This is a genomic window from Vibrio nigripulchritudo (assembly GCF_027924785.1).
Taxonomy (GTDB): domain Bacteria; phylum Pseudomonadota; class Gammaproteobacteria; order Enterobacterales; family Vibrionaceae; genus Vibrio; species Vibrio nigripulchritudo.
Map to the genome: position 1 here is coordinate 932903 of NZ_AP027050.1, position 19069 is coordinate 951971.

Here is a 19069-nt window from a genome sequence, read left to right on the forward strand (position 1 = left end):
TAATTTTTACAGTATGACCTTGAGGGCGTGACATAAAGTGAGGCTTTTCTCATTTTATAGCCAGTTTTTGAATGTCTGGTACTTTGCCAGAGGAGGCGTAAAGCAACAAGAAAGTGTGTAAAGTAAAAAATACCCAAATCGTATATAATTATTTACAGTCGGGTGGTTGAGATATTTTCTAGATGAACTTCAAACTTTGACTGTAATGTAGGTGTGTTTTTGTAGGAATTTTAAAGGCGCTGCCTTATATCTAAACCAAATGTATAAGTTCAGATTTTCCTTAGTGAGGAAACCCTATGATTGAAGAACCGAATTCAGACACCAAATTCGAAGAAGAAAGCCTTGAGCTTTTGGATGCGATGGAAATTGGTCTAAACTTGTCTGACTATCTATTAGAGGAATTGGTGGAAGACTAAAAGTCAGATTCCACTCACCTTCATGAATTATCTCGCCCATCTGCACATCGCAGACTTTTGTAAAAGTAACTTGCTTGGAAACTTATTAGGGGACTTTGTTAAAGGGTCTCCTGATGGTCGATTTCAACAAGACATTGTTAACGGTATTAAGCTCCATCGATTCGTCGATTCCTACACCGACACTCATCCAATCGTAAAAGATCTTAAACCTCTATTCCCCGAAGAGCTTAAACGCTTTGCACCCATTGCACTCGACATGTTTTGGGATCATTGCCTTGCCCGTCACTGGAAACACCATCACAAGATGTCTTTGTCGGAATTTTGCCTGTATGCCGAAAGTGACGTAAAGAGTGAAGAAACAGACGAATTGCCCGAACGTTTTCTAACTGTTTCTGGTTATATGTGGGAAGGTCAGTGGCTGCTGTCTTACGCTGAGTTGAGTAATATTCAGTTTGCCTTGAAAAGAATGGCAATGCGCCGCCCAAGGCTGGCAAGTTTGAGCGAATGTGGTGCGACGTTAGAATCAGAGTACAAAGCACTCAACCAAGCGTTTCATACGCTTTATCCTGATGTGCTGAAAAACGCCAAAGCCTTTTATTCTTCTCTTTAATTTTGCGCCACAGTCATTAATGAGTATACAATCCGCGCTCCTGTTTTTGTGTCGGATTCTGCCTTATGCAATTTGAAAATCTTGGTCTCACTCCTGCTTTGCTTTCTCGTATCACTCAACTGGGTTTTAAGGAGGCAACGACTGTTCAGGAGAAGTCTATTCCGCATATTTTAGACGGAAAAGATGTTCTTGCCGGGGCGCAGACTGGAACAGGTAAAACCGCTGCTTACGGTTTGCCAATCATTCAGCGCTTGATCAAATCGCCAAAACCGTTAACCGACAAACTGGTACGTAGTCTGGTTTTGGTCCCGACGCGCGAACTGGCTCAACAGGTGTTAGAAAACTTGAGCAGTTATGCGCATGAACTGGATGTAAAAGTGCTGGCAGTGTATGGCGGCACAAGTATGAAAGTGCAAACTGAGAAACTGCAGGGTGGGGTGGATATTCTTGTCGCAACACCGGGGCGTTTACTCGATCACCTGTTTACCAAAAATATTCAGCTCAACGAAACGGAAGTCCTGGTTCTCGACGAAGCGGATCGAATGCTGGACATGGGTTTCATGCCAGACATTCAACGTATTCTCCGCCGTTTGAATGATGCGCGCCAGACGCTATTCTTTTCCGCAACCTTTGCCAATAACGTCAAGAAAGTTGCCTACCGAATCCTCACGCAGCCTGTAGAGGTTCAGGTTACACCCAATAATTCAACCGCCGATACCGTTAAACAAATGGTGTACCCGGTGGACAAAAAGCGTAAATCAGAGCTTCTCGCCTATCTGATCGGTTCAAGAAACTGGCAGCAGGTTCTGGTATTTACTAAAACCAGAGAAGGATCTGACGCGCTAGTCAAAGAACTGAAGCTTGACGGTATAAAAGCCGCATCAATTAATGGTGATAAAAGTCAGGGAGCACGCCAGAAAGCACTGGATGATTTTAAAACTGGAAAAGTCAGAGCGCTGATCGCGACAGACGTTGCGGCTCGTGGTTTGGACATTCACCAACTTGAGCAGGTGGTCAACTTCGATATGCCGTATAAAGCGGAAGATTACATTCATAGAATTGGTCGAACGGGTCGTGCTGGGTGTGAAGGTTTTGCCGTTTCATTGATGAGCCGTGATGAAGAATACCTGTTGAATGCCATCGAAAGGCTACTGGATAAGCGCCTGCCTCAAGAATGGTTGACTGGTTTCGAGCCCAGCTTAGAAGAAGAGATTTCAGAAGATAAGCCAAGAAAACGAAAAAGCCGTGGTTCGGAAAAACGTAAGTTAAAAGCGAAACTTAAGATCCACCATGGCAGGGGAAAAGCTAAGAAATAGCAGATTTAGATTTCAGAATTAAGATTTTTATCAACAACATAAAACTGCCATGACTTGTTCACGCAGTTGTCATTTCGAGCTTTTAAGTTGACTCCTTCAAAAGAAAAATAACTGACAGGAGTCACCCCATGAACAACTTGATGAAGGCGGTCGCAGCAGTGGTACTGTTTGGATCGTCCCTCAATGCCATTGCACACGATGCGGTCCAGTTAGGACCACGACCTTTGTACCTGATTGAAGATATGGACGACGGCGCACTTAAACGCAAATTGCAGCAGTGCAGTACGGGTCCATTCTACCGCAGCGAATTTTCTATTGGGCACCGCGGTGCGCCAATGCAGTTTCCTGAGCATACTAAAGAATCGTATGTTGCCGCCATCCAGATGGGGGCAGGCGTCCTTGAATGTGATGTTACCTTCACCAAAGACAAAGAACTGGTTTGTCGCCATTCTCAAAGTGACTTACACACCACGACGGATGTTCTTGCGCATCCAGATCTCGCGGCAAAATGCAGCATTCCATTTCAGCCTGCGAACCCTTCAACAGGTGAAAAAGCCAAAGTCGAATGCCGAACATCAGACTTTACGCTCGCTGAATTCAAACGCCTGACCGGCAAAATGGACGGTGCCAATCCGATGGCAACAACCGTTGAAGAGTATATGGATGGCACAGCTGGCTGGAGAACTGACCTTTACGCCAGCAAAGGCACGCTGATGACGCATGCTGAAAGTATCGCCTTGTTCAAAAAACACGGTGTGAAGATGACACCGGAGCTCAAGTCCCCAGCGGTAGATATGCCGTTCAACGGATTTTCTCAGGAAATGTACGCTCAAAAGCTGATAAATGAATATCGAGCAGCAGACGTTCCCGCGAGCGATGTTTACGCACAGTCTTTTAACCTTGCAGATGTTAAGTACTGGATTCAGAACAACCCTGAATTTGGAAAACAAGCAGTGTATCTGGATGATCGCGTCTATAACGACGAAAACTTCAAAGCGACTCTAGCCGACATGAAAGCACTGGTTGCGGATGGAGTACAGATCATTGCGCCTCCAATGTGGGCACTGGTTACTCTTGATGATTCTGGAAAAATTGTTCCATCTGAATATACCAAACTGGCGAAGAAAGCGGGTTTAGACATCATCACCTGGACACTTGAACGCTCTGGTCCTCTGGGTAATGGTGGTGGCTGGTATTATCAAACCATCAAAGACGCAACCAATAATGATGGCGACACCATGGTATTACTGGACGTGCTGGCTAAAGATGTCGGTGTCCTAGGTGTTTTCTCTGACTGGCCTGCGACCACGACTTACTATGCGAACTGCATGAAAATGTAGGTCAACTGACACCAGATTTCGCCGATCTTACCTAGGTCATTCTGGTCAATCGCCTAGGAACGGTATCGGCAAAGGGAAGGGCATGCTCTTCCCTTTTGTTTTTCTAAAGGTCAACAGACCCTAATTAAGCTCCGTATAAAACGCAGCGATATCGGCTATGTCATTGCTGTCTAGATGCTGAAGCTGAGCTCTCATCATGTCAGCCATCGCACCTTTTCTGTCTCCATTTTTGTATTCTTCCATTGCATCAATCAACGCTTGAGCATCTTTCCCAAGAAGGCTGGGATACGTTGTTTCGGCATCAGAGTTTGTCCCGTGGCAAAAAACACAACTCGATGATTTCAATTTGCCCATCTCTGGATCACCGGCGAATGACTGTAAGGGGGAGAAAAATAGCGTGAAAAGGGACAGGGTAACGATTGATTTGGTACTTCTCATGTAATTGCTTCAGCCTAAATTGCTTCTTGTTTTAGGCAAAAATAAAGCTTCCCCTAAGGGGAAGCTCAATCATTATTCACTCTAAGTTTGCATTAAATCAAACGTCTAATGGTATCAACCAAAGTGTTCACATCATCCGACGATACGTCTTTGTGTGTAACAAATCGAATCGGGCTTCGTGGGTTAATGATAATTCCTTGTTCAGCCAGCTTATTCGTGAGGCTATCAACGTCTATCGTTTCATCTACTTTCGCAAACACAATATTCGTCTGAACCAGTTCAGGCTTTACACTAAACCCAGGTATTGTTGCCAGGCCTTCTGCTAACTGCTTAGCGTGTTTGTGATCAGCTTTGAGTTGCTCTACTTGCTCAGTTAACGCGATTTTACCTGCTGCAGCGAGAATACCGACCTGTCGCATCGCGCCACCCAGCATCTTTCGAATACGGCGAGCTTTTTCGATCAACGCTTTGTCACCGAGTAACAGCGATCCAATCGGGGCAGACAGTCCCTTAGAAAGGCAGATCGTCATAGAATCAAAATGCTGAGCGATTTCTTTAATATCTACATCCAGCGCAACCGCTGCGTTATAAACACGAGCACCGTCCAAATGCAATTTCAAACCCTTTTCAGTGGTCAACTGTCGCGCTTCTTCTAAATAACTAAGAGGAAGGACTTTACCATTGATGGTGTTTTCCAGGCTCAGAAGTTTGGTACGCGCAAAATGGAAGTCGTCTGGTTTGATTACAGCGGCGACTTTCTTTAAACAGATTCGACCATCTGGTTCGTTTTCGATTGGCTGAGGCTGAACAGAACCTAGTACTGCCGCGCCTCCCGCTTCATATTGATAATTGTGTGCCTGTTGCCCACAAATGTATTCGTCACCGCGCTCACAATGACTCATTAGGGCGAGCAAATTGGCCTGCGTGCCGGATGTGGTAAATAACGCGGCTTCAAAGCCGTGTCGCTGCGCTGCCCATTGTTCCAAATCGTTTACAGTCGGGTCATCACCATACACATCGTCACCCAGTGGTGCATCAATCATGGCTTGTTTCATACTTGGGGTAGGTTGAGTGACAGTGTCTGATCTAAAATCCATTATGTCATTTATCCTTTATGGTCGGCGTTTCATAGTAATCCGCATAACTTGGCTTTGTAAATGCTGGCGATGGTTTTAGCATCGGTTAACTCGTCGTTTTTTATCGCATTTTCAATGTTTTCAAGTGAATGAGGAAGTAGCTCAATAACCTCATCGTCGTCGCAACTTAAACGATCGGTCTTTTTTAAATCTTTGGCGACAAATAAGTGTTGTATCTCGTCACAGAACCCCGCTAATGGCGTAACCTGCCCTAAAGAATGCCAACTGCCCGCGCTGTAACCCGTTTCTTCTTCCAACTCTCTTTTTGCACAACATTCTGGAGACTCATCTGGCTCTTTGGTGCCAGCAGGCGCTTCCAATATCCACTTTTTCAGAGACGGACGATACTGCCTGATGAGCAGAATTCGGTTGCCTGGAAGGATTGGTAAAATGACAGCAGCACCCGGATGTACGATGGTCGTGTGGGTAATGGGCTTTCCGGTTGGAAGGTTCAAATCCTCTTCGCAAAGCGAGATATTTTTCCAACTGTGTATTGTGCGGGACATAGCGTTTCCATTGCTTTTTTAATGATACTGCTGGCACGCATCTGTTTTGTAAAGACACAATCATGAAAAAAGTCCTACTTCTGACTTTTCCATCACTTAGCTCAATATTTTCCTGATGAAAATCTCATTTACGTAATCAAAGATTTCTTTCCCATCGATTTGGTGTAGATCTGCTATAAGAGTCTAATAAAACAAGATATTACTTGTAACAAAGTGATAACAAATGTATAAAAATACTAAAATGAAATTATCAAATTTGTCTGATGCCGAGGTGTCGAAATGTTAGGTTCTAATAATCCAACTCATGCTCAGAAGGCACTCTTATCAGAACGTATCAATAAATTGGTGCACGCACTCTCCGATGGAGTGTACGAAAGAGAACATACCATCAAGCTTTGCCTGCTTGCCGCGCTTTCTGGCGAAAGTGTTTTCTTGCTAGGACCTCCTGGTATCGCAAAAAGCTTAATTGCAAAACGCTTAATACAAGCTTTCGATAACAGCTCATACTTTGAATATCTGATGACTCGTTTTTCCACACCGGAAGAGGTGTTTGGTCCTTTAAGCATTCAGGAATTAAAAGACAACGGTAAATACGTTCGTCTGACAGAAGGATATTTGCCCACCGCTCAAGTCGTTTTCCTAGATGAAATCTGGAAAGCCGGTCCTGCCATCCTTAATACTCTGCTTACTGTCGTAAACGAAAAAACGTTTAAAAATGGTAACGAAATTGAAAAAGTGCCAATGCGATTGCTGGTGTCTGCTTCAAATGAGCTGCCCGACGAAGACAGTGGATTAGAAGCCTTATACGACCGCATGTTGGTTCGAGTGTTCGTAAACCGAATTCAGGATAAGCAGAACTTTCGTTCTATGCTTACAGTAGGTACGCCGCAAGAGGCACAAATTCCAGAAGGGCTGGCGATCACCAATGAAGAGTATCACCAGTGGCTTCAGGATTTGGACACACTCTCTTTGTCCGAGTCAGTATTTGAAAAGCTGTATCAGTTGAAAAGCATGATTGAGCAACGTGTTGACAGTGGTGTTGATATTGCTGATACGGATCTTTATGTGTCTGACCGTCGCTGGAAAAAGGCAGTGAAGTTACTCAAAGCCAGCGCGTACTTTAACGGGCGAGACACCATCAATCCTCTGGACTTGTTGTTACTGCAGGATTGCTTGTGGAACAGCCCTGAATCGCGTGAGATTGTGGAAGAAGTGGTTCGTGACTTCGCCATCAATCATGCATTTGATCAGGTTACGATCAATCAGCAGATCGAAACCTGCAAAGAGGAACTGGACGAAGTTCAGGATGAATTGGAAGCCAAACACGCTATGCATCTGTCCGTAGACAGCACAGGTAAATTACTTAAGAAAGAGATTCACCATTTCGATACAGGTAACGCCAAGCGTTATCAGGTCGGGCGTGACTCTGGATTGGTGAAACTTGCGCTTCTACAAAGCAACATGTCTGTTTGGGAGGGTGAAAAAGGCAATACCCGCTGGGTTTACCTCTCAATGACCGAGCTGGAGAAGGTGATCAAAGAAGGTGGTGGCGATGCCTACGGTTACGTCAACCAAAACACCAATCTGGGGCGTTTGAAGTTTGGTCTGGACGCTGATGAGCAGTTGGTGATTAAAGACATCGCAAACCGCTCGGTTCTGGTTACGTTGGTGACTAACGATGGGCTGGAGGAAGAACTGTTCCAGGAGTGGAGCGAGAAAGCCAATCACGCACTGGAGCAGCTTACGGCGGCCGAGCATCACCTAAGACAGGTTAAATCCGATTTTCATGGCGCATTGCCGCACAGCTTTATTGACCCGGAGTTACCGACACAAATGGAAGCCAGCATTCAGTCCATCACTCATACGCTTGAGTCGACAAAAGCCGAATGCGAGAAAGTGGCGTTTCGCATCAAACACCTAAACGAGTACTTCGAATAGGAAGGGGGCGGAATGTTAGGGGCTGATAGTTTAAATCTGGCGTTAATGATTGCAGATTCAGGGCTGATAGATACGGCGGTCAACGACTTGATGGCACGTTCTCAAGTCATGATGGTGGCAGAAAACAATCGCGGCGTTAAATCTTCAATGAAGAATCACCTTCTTAAATGGCGCGGCAAAGTTAAACGCAAAATGACCAAGGTGTGCGATACCGAGCATTTTCGCAACGAACTGGCACTTTATCAGGAAGTTATTCATTGGACGGAAGACGAGTTTTTCGTCAAGATCCACGACGTGATCAAGCGTCTTGAATGGCATTCTGCGTTCTATTTACAAGCCAGACGCCTGCTTGAAAAGAACAAAGGGGTCAACAACCCGATGTTCCCACATTACTTCTGTGACCAGTGGTACAAAAGCCTCAGTGAGGCGCTTAAACAGGCGCAGGTCAGCGAGTTGGAAAGTGACAAAGAAAAGCTGCTCGAAGACTTGTACCAACGCATTGAAACCATGAAGAACATGGACAAGGTGACGGAATCTGGTGAAGAAGCGCAAATAGGTAAGCTTTGGGATATGGCGTCTGCCAAGTTGTCTAAAACCGACATTTCAACCATGAAGCATCATGCAGACTTCCTGAAAAAGAACGGAACCTTACAGGAAATCGCTGAAAAGCTTGGGCGCATGGCCAGTGAAGTTGAAGACCCAGATCTGAACAAAGCCCCAAATGAAGAGTTAAGAGTCGTCGAAGAGAAAAGTGACGAAGCCACAGACGACATTGTAGGTATTCACGAAAGTGATGATCTCAACAAATTGCTTCCTAATGAAACCATGTTTCTGGCGTATCCTGAACTGGAAGTGGTGTTCTACAAGCATCTGATCGACAAGCGCCTGATGAACTACAAAACTCAGGGCAAGTCGCGAAAACTTCGCAAGGTAAGGGCAGTGACGCCAGACAACGCGAAGGTTGATATTGAAAAAGGACCTTTCATCATTTGTGTGGATGCATCCGGTTCGATGAGCGGCTTCCCAGAGCAATGTGCCAAAGCAATGGCTTATGCGCTTATGCAAATTGCACTGGCGGAAGGACGCGAGTGCTACGTTATCATCTTCTCGACCGAGCAGATCACCTATGAGCTGACCAAGCAGGATGGGTTACGCGAAGCCAGTGACTTTTTGTCTTATACGTTCCACGGCGGTACTGATATAGATCCGGTCATTGAAAAATCCATCGATTTGATGTCATCGGATAAATACCGCAATGCAGATTTGGTTGTGATTTCAGACTTTATTGCACCTAAACAACCAGAACACATTCTGGAAAAAGTGAATCAGCTAAAAGAGAAATCAAATCGCTTCCACGCGATCAGTTTATCTAAATATGGGAACCCTCAGTTAATGTCGATGTTCGACCATTGCTGGGCATACCACCCAAATCTTGTGGGCAGAATGTTCAAGAAGTGGTAACGCTTTACTTTCTGTCTTCTTAAACCTAATTTTTCCAATAATTCCAAATAGTGATTTTTAACCAAATAAAGATCAAACAAACGTCGGTTTGCTTTATTAAGCATCAACCGAATGAAAAACTTAAATTTTTGTTTGACTCCTGTTGGTGAATCCGTAAAGTGTGCATCGAACGCGGCGGGAGAGACTCCTAAAGCAGTTCGGTTTGGCGTGTTGGCAGAGTGGCTATGCAGCGGATTGCAAATCCGTGGACCTCGGTTCGACTCCGGGACGCGCCTCCATTGCGACACTAGCTCAGTTGGTAGAGCGCAACCTTGCCAAGGTTGAGGTCACGAGTTCGAACCTCGTGTGTCGCTCCAAATTAAAGTGGTATGGCTTGATTAGCGGTATCCAGATGGTGTCTCCATCACAATGAATATTGTGTGCCCTGGTGGTGGAATTGGTAGACACAAGGGATTTAAAATCCCTCGGCGTTCGCGCTGTGCCGGTTCAAGTCCGGCCCGGGGCACCATCTACAAAGGTTTACCTTTATCACAAAGGTAAGCATAAAAAAATAAAGGCGCCTTGGCAGAGTGGCTATGCAGCGGATTGCAAATCCGTGGACCTCGGTTCGACTCCGGGAGGCGCCTCCATTCTTTGAATGAATAGAAAACCCCAGAAGTTACCTTCTGGGGTTTTTCTTTTTCTAATTGAGTACAAAACTACAATTTAAGCATCTTTGCAGAACGGGGTGGCAGTTCAAACGTGTGATAACGCGAGCTTACCGTTTCTGTTGATCCTGAAAGTACGTCTTTGTATGGCATGTGCCAGTTAAATTCGTGTTGGTAGGTATCCACAGTTATATGCTTGCTCTCTCCACATTTATTAATGCCAACCACACCTTGCTTACCGCGTTTAAACAGCAGTGTGCATTGGTCACTATGCACCATGGTCATCCCTTGTCCCTGCATCGCGTTGTGGAAGCTGAGCATTTTAACCATGGTTGAATCATTCCATACGTTTGCCCAACGACCGTTGTCCTGATCTTCGTTGTCTGGTAACTCGTCACTGTAAATCAGCGGGACGCCACCATCACGCCCTAAAACATAGGCATAAGCCAGTTCTTCATCTTTTGGATCTAAGATTTGATGTCTGAAATCCGCATTGTTTGGAATGTCGTGTGTGACTGTGAAGGTAATTGCTCTTGTGCTTTCCAACGCCTGACCGTAAGCCTTTGGATCATGCAGCAAGGTCATACTTCCGTTATAAGAGAAAGCACGTCGGATTGAAGAAAAAAGTGGGAAATCGTACGCGGAATGATTGGTGCCATTTAGATAAGGGACAAGGAACCCGTCGTAGCTGGAATCACCCTGACCACTTCCCGTAATGACTTCACCAAAAATGTGCATATTGGCAGAGATCTGCGGTGTGAAAATCTGATTGATGTGGTGAAGGCTCATGTGTTTTACCGCGTCAACACGAAAGCCTTTAACTCCCATATTCTTCAGAGCAGCAAGATATTGTCTTTGCTGGTCTATAACCCATGGATTTACCTCTAGATCTGGCAGACCGGTGTCTCCATTAGGTCCACATAATCGCCAGTACTGCACGTGTCCTGGGTTATCCCAATCAGTAATGCATCCAGCAGGGTGGAAATCGGCAGAAGAATACTGATTGTGATTCAAATCGCCATACAGAGTTTGCGCAGCGTAGTAACCCGCACGCTGTTGGTAATCCTGAATTACATCGCTTCCCGGATAGTTGAGTCCATCCTGTTTGAGCGATTCGTTCGCCATGTGATTCATCACAACATCGGCGTAAACATCAACATTGTACTGAGCCAATGCGTTGATCATGTTTTGTAAATCTTGTTTGTTGCCGATAGGGGAATCTATCACCCTGAAATCGAGCGGCTGATAGCGCGCCCACCATTTGTCTCCGCGAGACTTCATAGCGGGGGAAATCAACACCTTTTTATAGCCTGCTAGTGCGATTTGTTCTGCTCGCGCAGTGACATCGGAATAATGCCAGTTAAACGCGTGCAAAATAGCTTCAGCAGAGGCAGTTGTAGGAATGGAGAGGCAAGCAATCACAGCTAGTGATGGTTTTATGGATTTTTTCATAGTGTTTGTCTCTTATTATTGGAATAACAAAATCTATGCTTATTGACCAAAGAGTAAACCCAACAATGTGGTAACCGGAAACCTCATCAACAAGTGTAGGGGTGAAATTTTCTATGATGTGGATTTGATAGAATTTTGTATGCTTCACTCGCTTCTATAATTCTGGCTCTGGCATATTAGGGCGGTTTGAGTATATATTCCTAGGCTAAACAGAAGGTTAAGGGCGAAAGGCAAAGCTAATGAAGAAACCGCAAAAGCTGGCTAATGATTTAAAGAAGCAGATCGAACATAAGATCTGGCTGAGCGGTGAAAAGCTTCCTTCCATACGCGCAACCTGTAAGCGATATAAGCTGAGTATAGAAACGGTACTGCAAGCGTATCAGTTACTCGAAAATCAGGGATACATTCAGGCTAAACCCAAATCCGGCTATTATGTAATGCCTCAGCGTGGGATTCATATCGGTGATGATAAGGTTAAAAAGCTAGAACCGTTTCCAGTAAAAATCAGCGACCTGCTTTACGACGTTCTCCACCGAGCCAAAGACCCGAGCATCATCCCACTCAGCAGCGCCTTTCCTGATCCTGCTTTGTTTCCGCATCAGGCATTATCCCGCAGCCTGGCCAACGCAAGCCGGCAGATGCCGAGCAACAGTATGCTGACAAACTTACCTCCTGGTAGCGAGTCTTTGCGCCGGCAAATTGCACAGCGCTATCAGCAACGGGGGTTGAATGTGCTGCCGAAGGAAATCGTGATTACTTCCGGTGCTATGGAGGCATTGAATCTCAGCCTTCAGGCCTGCACCAAACCGGGTGACAGAGTGGCTATTGAATATCCGGCTTTTTATGGTGTGCTACAGGCTTTGGAACGTTTGAATCTGGAAGCTGTAGAAATTCCTACAGACCCGGAATCAGGTCTGGATCTCGATGTGTTGGAATCGGCGCTTAAAAGCATGGACATTAAAGCGTGCTGGTTTATGACCTATGCGCAAAACCCTGTGGGGTATTCGCTAACGGATAAACAAAAGCAAAGACTTGCCGAATTGATGCATCAGTATAAAACACCCATGATTGAAGATGATGTCTATGGCGAGTTGTATGCCGGAACCACTCCGCCATTACCCGCAAAAGCCTATGACAAAGGAAATCAGATTTTGCTTTGTGGCTCGTTTTCCAAATCCCTGTCACCGGGTTTCAGAATTGGTTGGGTGGTTGCAGGTGATAAAACGTTAACCATTCAGCGGTTGCAGCACCTTTCCACCTTATCGACCAGCATTCCAATCCAGCTAGGGCTCTCGCACTATCTGACTTACTACAGTTACGACAATCATTTAAGAAAAATCCGCCGAACGTTAGCGGCGAGAAAAGCAGATCACATTGCCTGTCTTGAAAAGCATTTGCCCGAAGGGGTAAAAATTCACGGTCGCAAAGGGGGCTATTTTCTTTGGGTAGAGCTCGATCCGTCAATCGATGTGGAAGTGCTTTACGAAAAAGGAATTGAGGAAAACCTTTCTATCGCGCCTGGGATCATATTCAGCAGCGACAAAAAATTCTCCCATCATATTCGCATCAATACGTCGTATGAGTGCGAAGAGAACATTCGCGTGGGTATAGAAAGCTTGGGGCAGATAATCCATGCTTTGCAAGATCCAAAGTGCTGACTCAACTGTTCTAAAAACTGTTCCTAAATCTGTTCTAGTTACGCAATTCGAGGATGTGGTGGAATACGCCAAAGTCGAGCTGTTCAACGTGCTACATCCTAAGCTCTGAGACATTAAACACAATTCAATAGTGAAAGATCTCTGAACCAGGATGAACAACGAGAAGCTCGGTGTTTTCATCTATCTGGAATGCATCTTGGCGGATGTTTTGGAGCCTCAATGTTTGATGTGGTTGAGTTATCGCGGTTGCAGTTCGCGTTAACCGCAATGTTTCACTTTCTGTTTGTGCCGCTCACGGTCGGCATGTCTTGTTTACTCGCGATTATGGAATCTGTCTATGTGATGACTGGTAAAGTCATATACAAAGACATGACCCGTTTCTGGGGCAAACTGTTCGGAATCAATTTTGCACTTGGGGTGTCAACAGGGCTGACCATGGAGTTCCAGTTCGGAACCAACTGGTCATACTATTCTCACTATGTTGGTGACATATTTGGTGCGCCTCTTGCCATTGAAGCGTTAGTCGCATTCTTCTTGGAATCCACTTTTGTTGGTCTGTTCTTTTTTGGCTGGGACAGGCTAAGTAAGCGACAACACCTTATGGCGACCTGGTTGGTGGCACTCGGTTCGAGTTTTTCTGCACTCTGGATTCTGGTGGCAAATGGCTGGATGCAAAATCCAGTGGGGTCGGAGTTTAACTACGTCACGATGCGAATGGAAATGGTGAGCTTTGCAGAGGTGGTACTCAACCCCGTTGCGCAGGTGAAATTTGTTCACACCGTGGCTTCATCTTATACCTGTGGCGCTATGTTTATTTTGGGCATCAGTGCGTACTACCTGCTAAAAGGGCGGGATGTTGCCTTTGCCCGTCGTTCGTTTGCCATTGCGGCGTCTTTCGGTATGGCGTCCATTGTATCGGTGATCATTCTGGGTGATGAATCCGGCTACGAGTTAGGCGATGTGCAAAAGGTGAAGCTAGCAGCCATTGAAGCAGAATGGCACACAGAGCCCGCACCAGCGGCGTTCACCCTTGTCGGTATTCCGGATCAGGAAGCCATGCATAACGACTATGCGATCAAAATTCCTTACGTGATGGGAATCATTACAACCCGTTCTCTGACAGAACAAGTCACGGGTCTGATAGATCTCAGGGAAGAGCATATCGATCGTATTCGAAACGGCATGAAAGCCTATGAAATTCTCGAACGCTTAAGAGAAGGTGAACATTCATCGACAACGATAGAAGCGTTCGATGATGTAAAACAAGACCTTGGCTATGGACTGTTGCTTAAACGCTATACGGAAAATGTTACGGATGCCACAGAAGAGCAGATCCAGCTAGCGGCCGATGATTCGATTCCTACGGTATGGCCGTTGTTCTGGTCTTTCAGGATCATGGTGGGTTGTGGCTTTATCATGCTGTTTGTTTTCGGCATGGCATTTTTGCAGACCTGTCGCCACAAAATTACTCAAAAGACATGGGTTCTTAAAGCCGCATTTTACAGCATTCCTCTGCCTTGGATTGCCATCGAAGCAGGGTGGTTTGTCGCGGAATATGGCAGGCAGCCTTGGGCGGTGGGCGAGATTTTACCTGTCGATATCGCTGCTTCTGCCTTACCGGTGCAAGAGCTCTGGTTATCTCTCGGCATAATCTTGGCTCTCTATACCGTGTTTATGGTGGTAGAAGCGTATCTGATGATCAAAGTTGCGCGTAAAGGTCCAAGCAGCCTGAAAACAGGGCGTTATCACTTTGAAAACCAACCTGCTGGCGTTGAAGCAACGCTAGGCAAACAAGTCATGGTGTAGGAGAAATCAGATGTTTGAATATGAGACTTTACGTTTGATCTGGTGGGTTCTGATTGGCGTTTTACTTATCGGCTTTATGGTCACCGACGGGTTTGATATGGGGGTTGGTGCGCTTGTGCCATTTGTCGGAAAAGACGAGTACGAACGACGCCTGATGATTAATTCCATTGCTCCGCATTGGGATGGGAACCAAGTCTGGCTGATCACAGCTGGTGGCGCGCTGTTTGCGGCGTGGCCGCTGGTTTATGCCACTTCTTTTTCGAGCTTTTATCTCGCTATGTACTTAACGCTGGCAGCACTGTGGTTTCGACCGCTAGCACTGGAATATCGGGCGAAAATTGAATCGGCTAAATGGAAACAGTACTGCGACATCGCAATTTCGTTTTCGGGAGGAATCCCACCCATCATGTTTGGTGTCGCCTTCGGAAACCTGATCCAAGGCATTCCTTTTGAGCTAAACAGCCTGCTCATGCCGAGCTATCACGGCAGCTTTATCGATCTTCTTAATCCGTTTGCGTGGTTGTGCGGCGTTGTCGGTTTGTGCATGGCTCTGTTGCAGGGTTCTACCTGGCTACTGATGAAATCGAGTGAAGAGGTATACCTCCGCGCGAGGAAAATTGCACAAGTCATTGCTTTGGTGTTGGTCGCTCTGTTTATGTTAGGTGGTTGGATGCTGTTTGACGTGAACGGCTATCAGATTACCAGCCCTATGGATCTGAACGCCGACTCAAACCCTGTGGTAAAAGAAGTGCTGTTGCAAAAAGGGTTGTGGTTTGAAAACTATCGCCAGTACCCGCTAATGGCAATAGCTCCGGTTGTTGGCTTTATTGCTCTATTTAGTGCATCCCTTGCGGCGCGACTAAGCAAAAACGGTCTCGCTTTTGTTTCTAGCAGCTTAGCGAATGCCTCTATTGTTGCGACCGCCGGACTCACTATGTTTCCTTTTATCATTCCATCCAGTCATTCGCCTGATCATAGTCTGACGCTATGGGATGCAACCTCTAGCGAACTGACGCTCAACGCCATGACTTTAGTTGCCTTTGTTATGGTCCCAGTCATTCTGGGCTACACCTCATGGACTTACTACAAAATGTTCGGGCGACTGGACACTAAGTTTGTCAAAGAAAACTCGAATTCATTGTATTAAACCGGAGGTTAGTGATGTGGTATTTCGTATGGATTTTGGGATTACTGCTGGCAGCAGCATTTGGAATCATCAACGCGCTGTGGCTGGAATACAGCGATGCAATGGATGAGTAACAGATCTTAGTTAAAACAGAATCAAAGGGTTCGGGTCGTCTCGAGCCCTTTGTCTTATTTGCTGCACTGAAAGGGGGGGATTTAATTAGATTGAGTTCAGACTACTTGTTTGAATTTAGCCTCATGAACATAGTCTTATCGCCTTTTTATATATTAAGTATGGTGCCTTCATATTTGTCTCCCATTTAAAACAAAACTAAAAAGCGATCAGAAAATGCCACCTTTTGCATAGATGGGAAAGAACTGAAAAGCGTACGGTTATCAGTACTGGGTATAAGGTCTTTTATAAAATTGAAACGGAAAGGCAAGTCCCAAAAATGAGAGCTTTTAAGGTTCGCGGTACGTTAAATAGTGATGTGAATACAAGATTACGTACTGCATTGAGTCTGTCTTAGCTCTTTGGCTGCGTAAATCAGTTCACCTTCACTGTTGCAGCAAACATTGCCTTCTATGGATTTGGCACTGTACATAGCAACATCGGCAAGCTGAGTCAGCCTGTCCGCACTTTTTGTCTGATTTGGAAAATAGCTGACGCCAATACTGCAACCAACGAAAAGATCCTGACCGCAATAAGAGATTGGATCAGTTACCGACTGAATGATTTGTTCGGCTTTTGTTTTCACCACGTCAAAGTTTTCCAGCAGATCAAGGCAAACGACAAACTCGTCTCCTCCTTGTCGACCAGCAAAATCGGATTTACGGATACATTGTTGAAGCCTTCGTGATACCTCAACCAGAATGGCGTCTCCGGCATCATGCCCTTGTGAATCATTCACAGCTTTAAAGTCGTCTAGGTCGATAAACAGTAGGGCAATTTTATAACCAGTGCGGTTAGCTTTGTTAATGGCATCAGAAAGGGAACGTTCGATGGCACGACGGTTCATTAGATCCGTCAGAGGGTCATGTTCAGACAGGAACTGAAGCTGCGCTTTCTGCTGTTGCAGTTTCATTGTCTGCCTTGCTATTTCTGCCTGCAGTTCGTCTTTGGTTACTGTCGATTCACGTAACGACATCGCCATCTTGTTGAAGAAATTCGCCATTACGAGGAATTCGCGATCAAATTTCTCAGGTTTGATTTGATAGTCGAGATTTCCGCGCTTTAACTGAGTGAGCGCTTTTTTCATGGAACGTTCACCCAAACGGAAGCGGACCAGAATCCTGTAGGCAAAACCACAAATCGAAATGGAGAAAATCACCAGCCCACAAGACAGATAGAAAATGGCATTTGATAAGGTTTCTGCATCTTTCGACAGTATTCTCTGTTGGGTGAGTGCCAGCTCTTCTGTCATGTTCTGAATGATCATGTTGTAGCGGGACTGGAGTAACACATCACTATTAAGCAGCCGTGTTGAAGCTGGCTCATTTTGGCTCGGTTTGAGTTGTTGTTCCTTCTGAATTAAAGAAGCTAGGCTTTGGTTCATCTTTTGAAGGTTGGTGGTGTGGCCGTATCGGAATTCAAAATCCGTTAAACGCTCATCCAGCTCTTTTTGGGCGAGTTCAACCTGATTAAGGCTTAGCGAATCTTTGTATTGCATAAATAGCCAAAGCTGGCTTCGCAACAGATCCACACCTAACTGAATTCTAACCAACTGATTGAGTTCATGCTCCGTACGAGTTTGTTCCTGAAATATGCGATACATAGAAGCCGCAATAGTGACGGTAAGAAACAGCGTCGTGAAGAACAAAAGACACAGCTTTTTAAACAATGAACCTGTCATTGCAGCTCCTTTTGTCTTTTCAGTGCTTCTAACGGACGTCTGTCGATAATCTGCCGAAAGTCTGGGGTACGGTCGTGAGTCAACCCACGCTCTATTGCCCATCTGGATTGCAGTTGAAGGTTGGTTAACAATGAGTTTCCAATACTCAATCTAAATACGTAATCTTCCCAGGACCATCGTATTTGATGCACCTGTACGTTCAGAACCTCCGCCAGCAGACTCATGGCGTGTTCAGGGTTTTGATGAATCCAGTGGTTGGCTTCATTTAAAACTTCGAGGATCTTTTTCGCTTCCATGTCTTGTTCTTCACTTGGGTTAGTGTGAGAAATCAGATTAAACGTTAACTGGTAGATGCCCTTAAAACCCAAGTTGACCACTTCCTGAGTCGATCTTAGGTTTGTCAGGTAACCATATGGTTCCCAGGTAGATATCGCATCGACCTGAAAAGACAACAGGGCAGGGACCAGTTCTGATGGATTTAAGTAAATACGCTCCACAGGCATATCGAGCAGATTCTCCGCAATCAGCAGAGAATCAAAATAAAACTCGCTGGCGCTGGCTTTTACTATGCCGACCCGGCGACCTTCTAAGTCTGAAATACGATTAATCTTTAGTGGTCTCAGGCTTAGGAGTTTTACGTCGTTATCCGATTCAACAAAACTGGCGAGCAGTCGGGTTCCCAGCTTTTCAAAGCTTTGAAACATCACCACGGTTTCTGATGCGGTTGCGTAATCGGTTTTGCTTTCCAGTAAATCTTCAGCACACGCAACGCCACTTGTACAAGGGACAATCTCGACATTCAGTCCCTTCGTCTCAAACAAGTTGAGCTTGTCTGCCACGATAAAAGGAGCACTCAAAGGGGTCTGAGATACGCCAATCATGATGGGTGCCGTTTTGTCATCTTTAGGGAAAAGCAAAAGACCGAAGTACTTTGAGAACAAAAGTACTATCAGGAAAAGACCAGCCAACCCAAGCAGACGTTTATGCGTGTTTTTCATATGTCTAACAATATGAAATATAGTGATTATGCGGGTAAGCATAGACCTAAATTTGGTGTTGTGCTGAACAACGGGATATTTTCGTTCCAATTTAGCTCAAAAACTTGCTATTAAGCACCGTTTGAAATTAAAAGCCTTACAATCGTTGCAAAGCGAAAAATTGTTAAATCAGTCAGTTGACGGTCAATTGTTGTCTTTAATGTTAGTAAGTAGAAAGATTGGTATAGGGAGCATTTTAAACCTTGAAATGTGACGGTGGTCTCGTTAGAAACGAGAGTTTTTAGGCTCTTCTTTGAGCCAAAACCTGCGCGCTTTGAGTCGCGTTAGGTAGAGGGGGAAACAGGTACATAGAGGCGGATTAAATGCTTG

The 19069-nt window shown here is 45.4% G+C and carries 15 protein-coding genes and 4 tRNA genes; 13 read left to right on the forward strand and 6 right to left on the reverse strand.

The window, feature by feature from the left end:
* Positions 1-438 precede the first annotated feature (438 nt).
* From QMG91_RS22570 to QMG91_RS22580, 3 genes are all read left to right on the forward strand, one after another.
* The gene (locus QMG91_RS22570; protein ID WP_004402959.1) at positions 439-1026 is read left to right on the forward strand and encodes an acyl carrier protein phosphodiesterase; all 588 of its coding nucleotides are present in this window, start codon (positions 439-441) and stop codon (positions 1024-1026) included.
* Between the two features lie 65 nt (positions 1027-1091).
* Positions 1092-2342 carry a DEAD/DEAH box helicase gene (locus tag QMG91_RS22575; RefSeq protein ID WP_004402960.1) on the forward strand — a complete coding sequence of 417 codons (1251 nt, stop codon included), beginning with the start codon at positions 1092-1094 and terminating at the stop codon, positions 2340-2342.
* Positions 2343-2470: 128 nt separating this feature from the next.
* Positions 2471-3682: a glycerophosphodiester phosphodiesterase family protein gene (locus QMG91_RS22580; protein WP_223097136.1), complete on the forward strand. Its 1212-nt coding sequence runs from the start codon at positions 2471-2473 to the stop codon at positions 3680-3682.
* Between the two features lie 120 nt (positions 3683-3802).
* Here QMG91_RS22580 and QMG91_RS22585 read toward each other — a convergent pair whose 3' ends face one another.
* The 3 genes from QMG91_RS22585 to QMG91_RS22595 all read right to left on the reverse strand — a co-directional run bounded on the left by QMG91_RS22585 (position 3803) and on the right by QMG91_RS22595 (position 5762).
* Positions 3803-4120 (reverse strand): c-type cytochrome, encoded by a 318-nt coding sequence (locus tag QMG91_RS22585; protein WP_345739849.1) that lies wholly within the window; start codon positions 4118-4120, stop codon positions 3803-3805.
* A 92-nt stretch (positions 4121-4212) separates the two neighbouring features.
* Entirely contained in the window at positions 4213-5217 is a 1005-nt protein-coding gene (gene ltaE / locus QMG91_RS22590) for a low-specificity L-threonine aldolase (protein ID WP_281832432.1), read from the reverse strand.
* Between the two features lie 29 nt (positions 5218-5246).
* Positions 5247-5762, reverse strand: coding sequence for an NUDIX hydrolase (locus QMG91_RS22595; RefSeq protein ID WP_281832433.1), 516 nt, complete (start codon positions 5760-5762; stop codon positions 5247-5249).
* 279 nt (positions 5763-6041) lie between these two features.
* On the opposite strand from QMG91_RS22595, the gene QMG91_RS22600 reads away from it, so the two are divergent.
* From QMG91_RS22600 to QMG91_RS22625, 6 genes are all read left to right on the forward strand, one after another.
* On the forward strand, positions 6042-7700 hold the full coding sequence (locus QMG91_RS22600; RefSeq protein ID WP_004401428.1) for an ATPase RavA domain-containing protein: 1659 nt from the start codon (positions 6042-6044) through the stop codon (positions 7698-7700).
* 12 nt (positions 7701-7712) lie between these two features.
* Entirely contained in the window at positions 7713-9161 is a 1449-nt protein-coding gene (gene viaA, locus QMG91_RS22605) for an ATPase RavA stimulator ViaA (RefSeq protein ID WP_022561272.1), read from the forward strand.
* Positions 9162-9365: 204 nt separating this feature from the next.
* Positions 9366-9439, forward strand: a tRNA-Cys gene (locus QMG91_RS22610).
* Positions 9440-9441: 2 nt separating this feature from the next.
* A tRNA-Gly gene (locus tag QMG91_RS22615) sits at positions 9442-9517 on the forward strand.
* A gap of 65 nt (positions 9518-9582) precedes the next feature.
* Positions 9583-9669, forward strand: a tRNA-Leu gene (locus QMG91_RS22620).
* A gap of 47 nt (positions 9670-9716) precedes the next feature.
* Positions 9717-9790: transfer RNA gene (locus tag QMG91_RS22625), tRNA-Cys, on the forward strand.
* 69 nt (positions 9791-9859) lie between these two features.
* On the opposite strand, the gene QMG91_RS22630 is transcribed toward QMG91_RS22625, so the two are convergent.
* On the reverse strand, positions 9860-11260 hold the full coding sequence (locus QMG91_RS22630; protein WP_281832436.1) for an alpha-amylase family protein: 1401 nt from the start codon (positions 11258-11260) through the stop codon (positions 9860-9862).
* 239 nt (positions 11261-11499) lie between these two features.
* Between QMG91_RS22630 and QMG91_RS22635 the strand changes: the two genes are divergently transcribed.
* From QMG91_RS22635 to cydX, 4 genes are all read left to right on the forward strand, one after another.
* Entirely contained in the window at positions 11500-12918 is a 1419-nt protein-coding gene (locus QMG91_RS22635; protein WP_281832438.1) for an aminotransferase-like domain-containing protein, read from the forward strand.
* A 219-nt stretch (positions 12919-13137) separates the two neighbouring features.
* Positions 13138-14724 (forward strand): cytochrome ubiquinol oxidase subunit I, encoded by a 1587-nt coding sequence (locus QMG91_RS22640; RefSeq protein WP_281832440.1) that lies wholly within the window; start codon positions 13138-13140, stop codon positions 14722-14724.
* Positions 14725-14734: 10 nt separating this feature from the next.
* Positions 14735-15871 carry a cytochrome d ubiquinol oxidase subunit II gene (gene cydB / locus QMG91_RS22645; RefSeq protein WP_281832442.1) on the forward strand — a complete coding sequence of 379 codons (1137 nt, stop codon included), beginning with the start codon at positions 14735-14737 and terminating at the stop codon, positions 15869-15871.
* A gap of 14 nt (positions 15872-15885) precedes the next feature.
* Complete coding sequence (gene cydX, locus QMG91_RS22650) at positions 15886-15984, forward strand: cytochrome bd-I oxidase subunit CydX (RefSeq protein ID WP_004405717.1); 99 nt, start codon at positions 15886-15888, stop codon at positions 15982-15984.
* Positions 15985-16352: 368 nt separating this feature from the next.
* Here cydX and QMG91_RS22655 read toward each other — a convergent pair whose 3' ends face one another.
* Complete coding sequence (locus tag QMG91_RS22655) at positions 16353-17702, reverse strand: diguanylate cyclase domain-containing protein (RefSeq protein ID WP_281832444.1); 1350 nt, start codon at positions 17700-17702, stop codon at positions 16353-16355.
* Entirely contained in the window at positions 17699-18700 is a 1002-nt protein-coding gene (locus QMG91_RS22660; protein ID WP_281832446.1) for an ABC transporter substrate-binding protein, read from the reverse strand. Before QMG91_RS22660 ends, QMG91_RS22655 begins: the two co-directional genes overlap by 4 nt.
* Positions 18701-19069: the final 369 nt, after the last annotated feature.

Excerpts from the sequence above, each read along its gene's own strand:
- QMG91_RS22600 (WP_004401428.1), top strand. The coding sequence starts at position 6,042 with ATGTTAGGTTCTAATAATCCAACTCATGCTCAGAAGGCACTCTTATCA.
- QMG91_RS22655 (WP_281832444.1), bottom strand. The coding sequence starts at position 17,702 with ATGACAGGTTCATTGTTTAAAAAGCTGTGTCTTTTGTTCTTCACGACG.
- cydX (WP_004405717.1), top strand. The coding sequence starts at position 15,886 with ATGTGGTATTTCGTATGGATTTTGGGATTACTGCTGGCAGCAGCATTT.
- cydB (WP_281832442.1), top strand. The coding sequence starts at position 14,735 with ATGTTTGAATATGAGACTTTACGTTTGATCTGGTGGGTTCTGATTGGC.
- QMG91_RS22635 (WP_281832438.1), top strand. The coding sequence starts at position 11,500 with ATGAAGAAACCGCAAAAGCTGGCTAATGATTTAAAGAAGCAGATCGAA.
- ltaE (WP_281832432.1), bottom strand. The coding sequence starts at position 5,217 with ATGGATTTTAGATCAGACACTGTCACTCAACCTACCCCAAGTATGAAA.
- QMG91_RS22640 (WP_281832440.1), top strand. The coding sequence starts at position 13,138 with ATGTTTGATGTGGTTGAGTTATCGCGGTTGCAGTTCGCGTTAACCGCA.
- QMG91_RS22630 (WP_281832436.1), bottom strand. The coding sequence starts at position 11,260 with ATGAAAAAATCCATAAAACCATCACTAGCTGTGATTGCTTGCCTCTCC.
- viaA (WP_022561272.1), top strand. The coding sequence starts at position 7,713 with ATGTTAGGGGCTGATAGTTTAAATCTGGCGTTAATGATTGCAGATTCA.
- QMG91_RS22595 (WP_281832433.1), bottom strand. The coding sequence starts at position 5,762 with ATGTCCCGCACAATACACAGTTGGAAAAATATCTCGCTTTGCGAAGAG.
- QMG91_RS22580 (WP_223097136.1), top strand. The coding sequence starts at position 2,471 with ATGAACAACTTGATGAAGGCGGTCGCAGCAGTGGTACTGTTTGGATCG.
- QMG91_RS22660 (WP_281832446.1), bottom strand. The coding sequence starts at position 18,700 with ATGAAAAACACGCATAAACGTCTGCTTGGGTTGGCTGGTCTTTTCCTG.
- QMG91_RS22575 (WP_004402960.1), top strand. The coding sequence starts at position 1,092 with ATGCAATTTGAAAATCTTGGTCTCACTCCTGCTTTGCTTTCTCGTATC.
- QMG91_RS22585 (WP_345739849.1), bottom strand. The coding sequence starts at position 4,120 with ATGAGAAGTACCAAATCAATCGTTACCCTGTCCCTTTTCACGCTATTT.
- QMG91_RS22570 (WP_004402959.1), top strand. The coding sequence starts at position 439 with ATGAATTATCTCGCCCATCTGCACATCGCAGACTTTTGTAAAAGTAAC.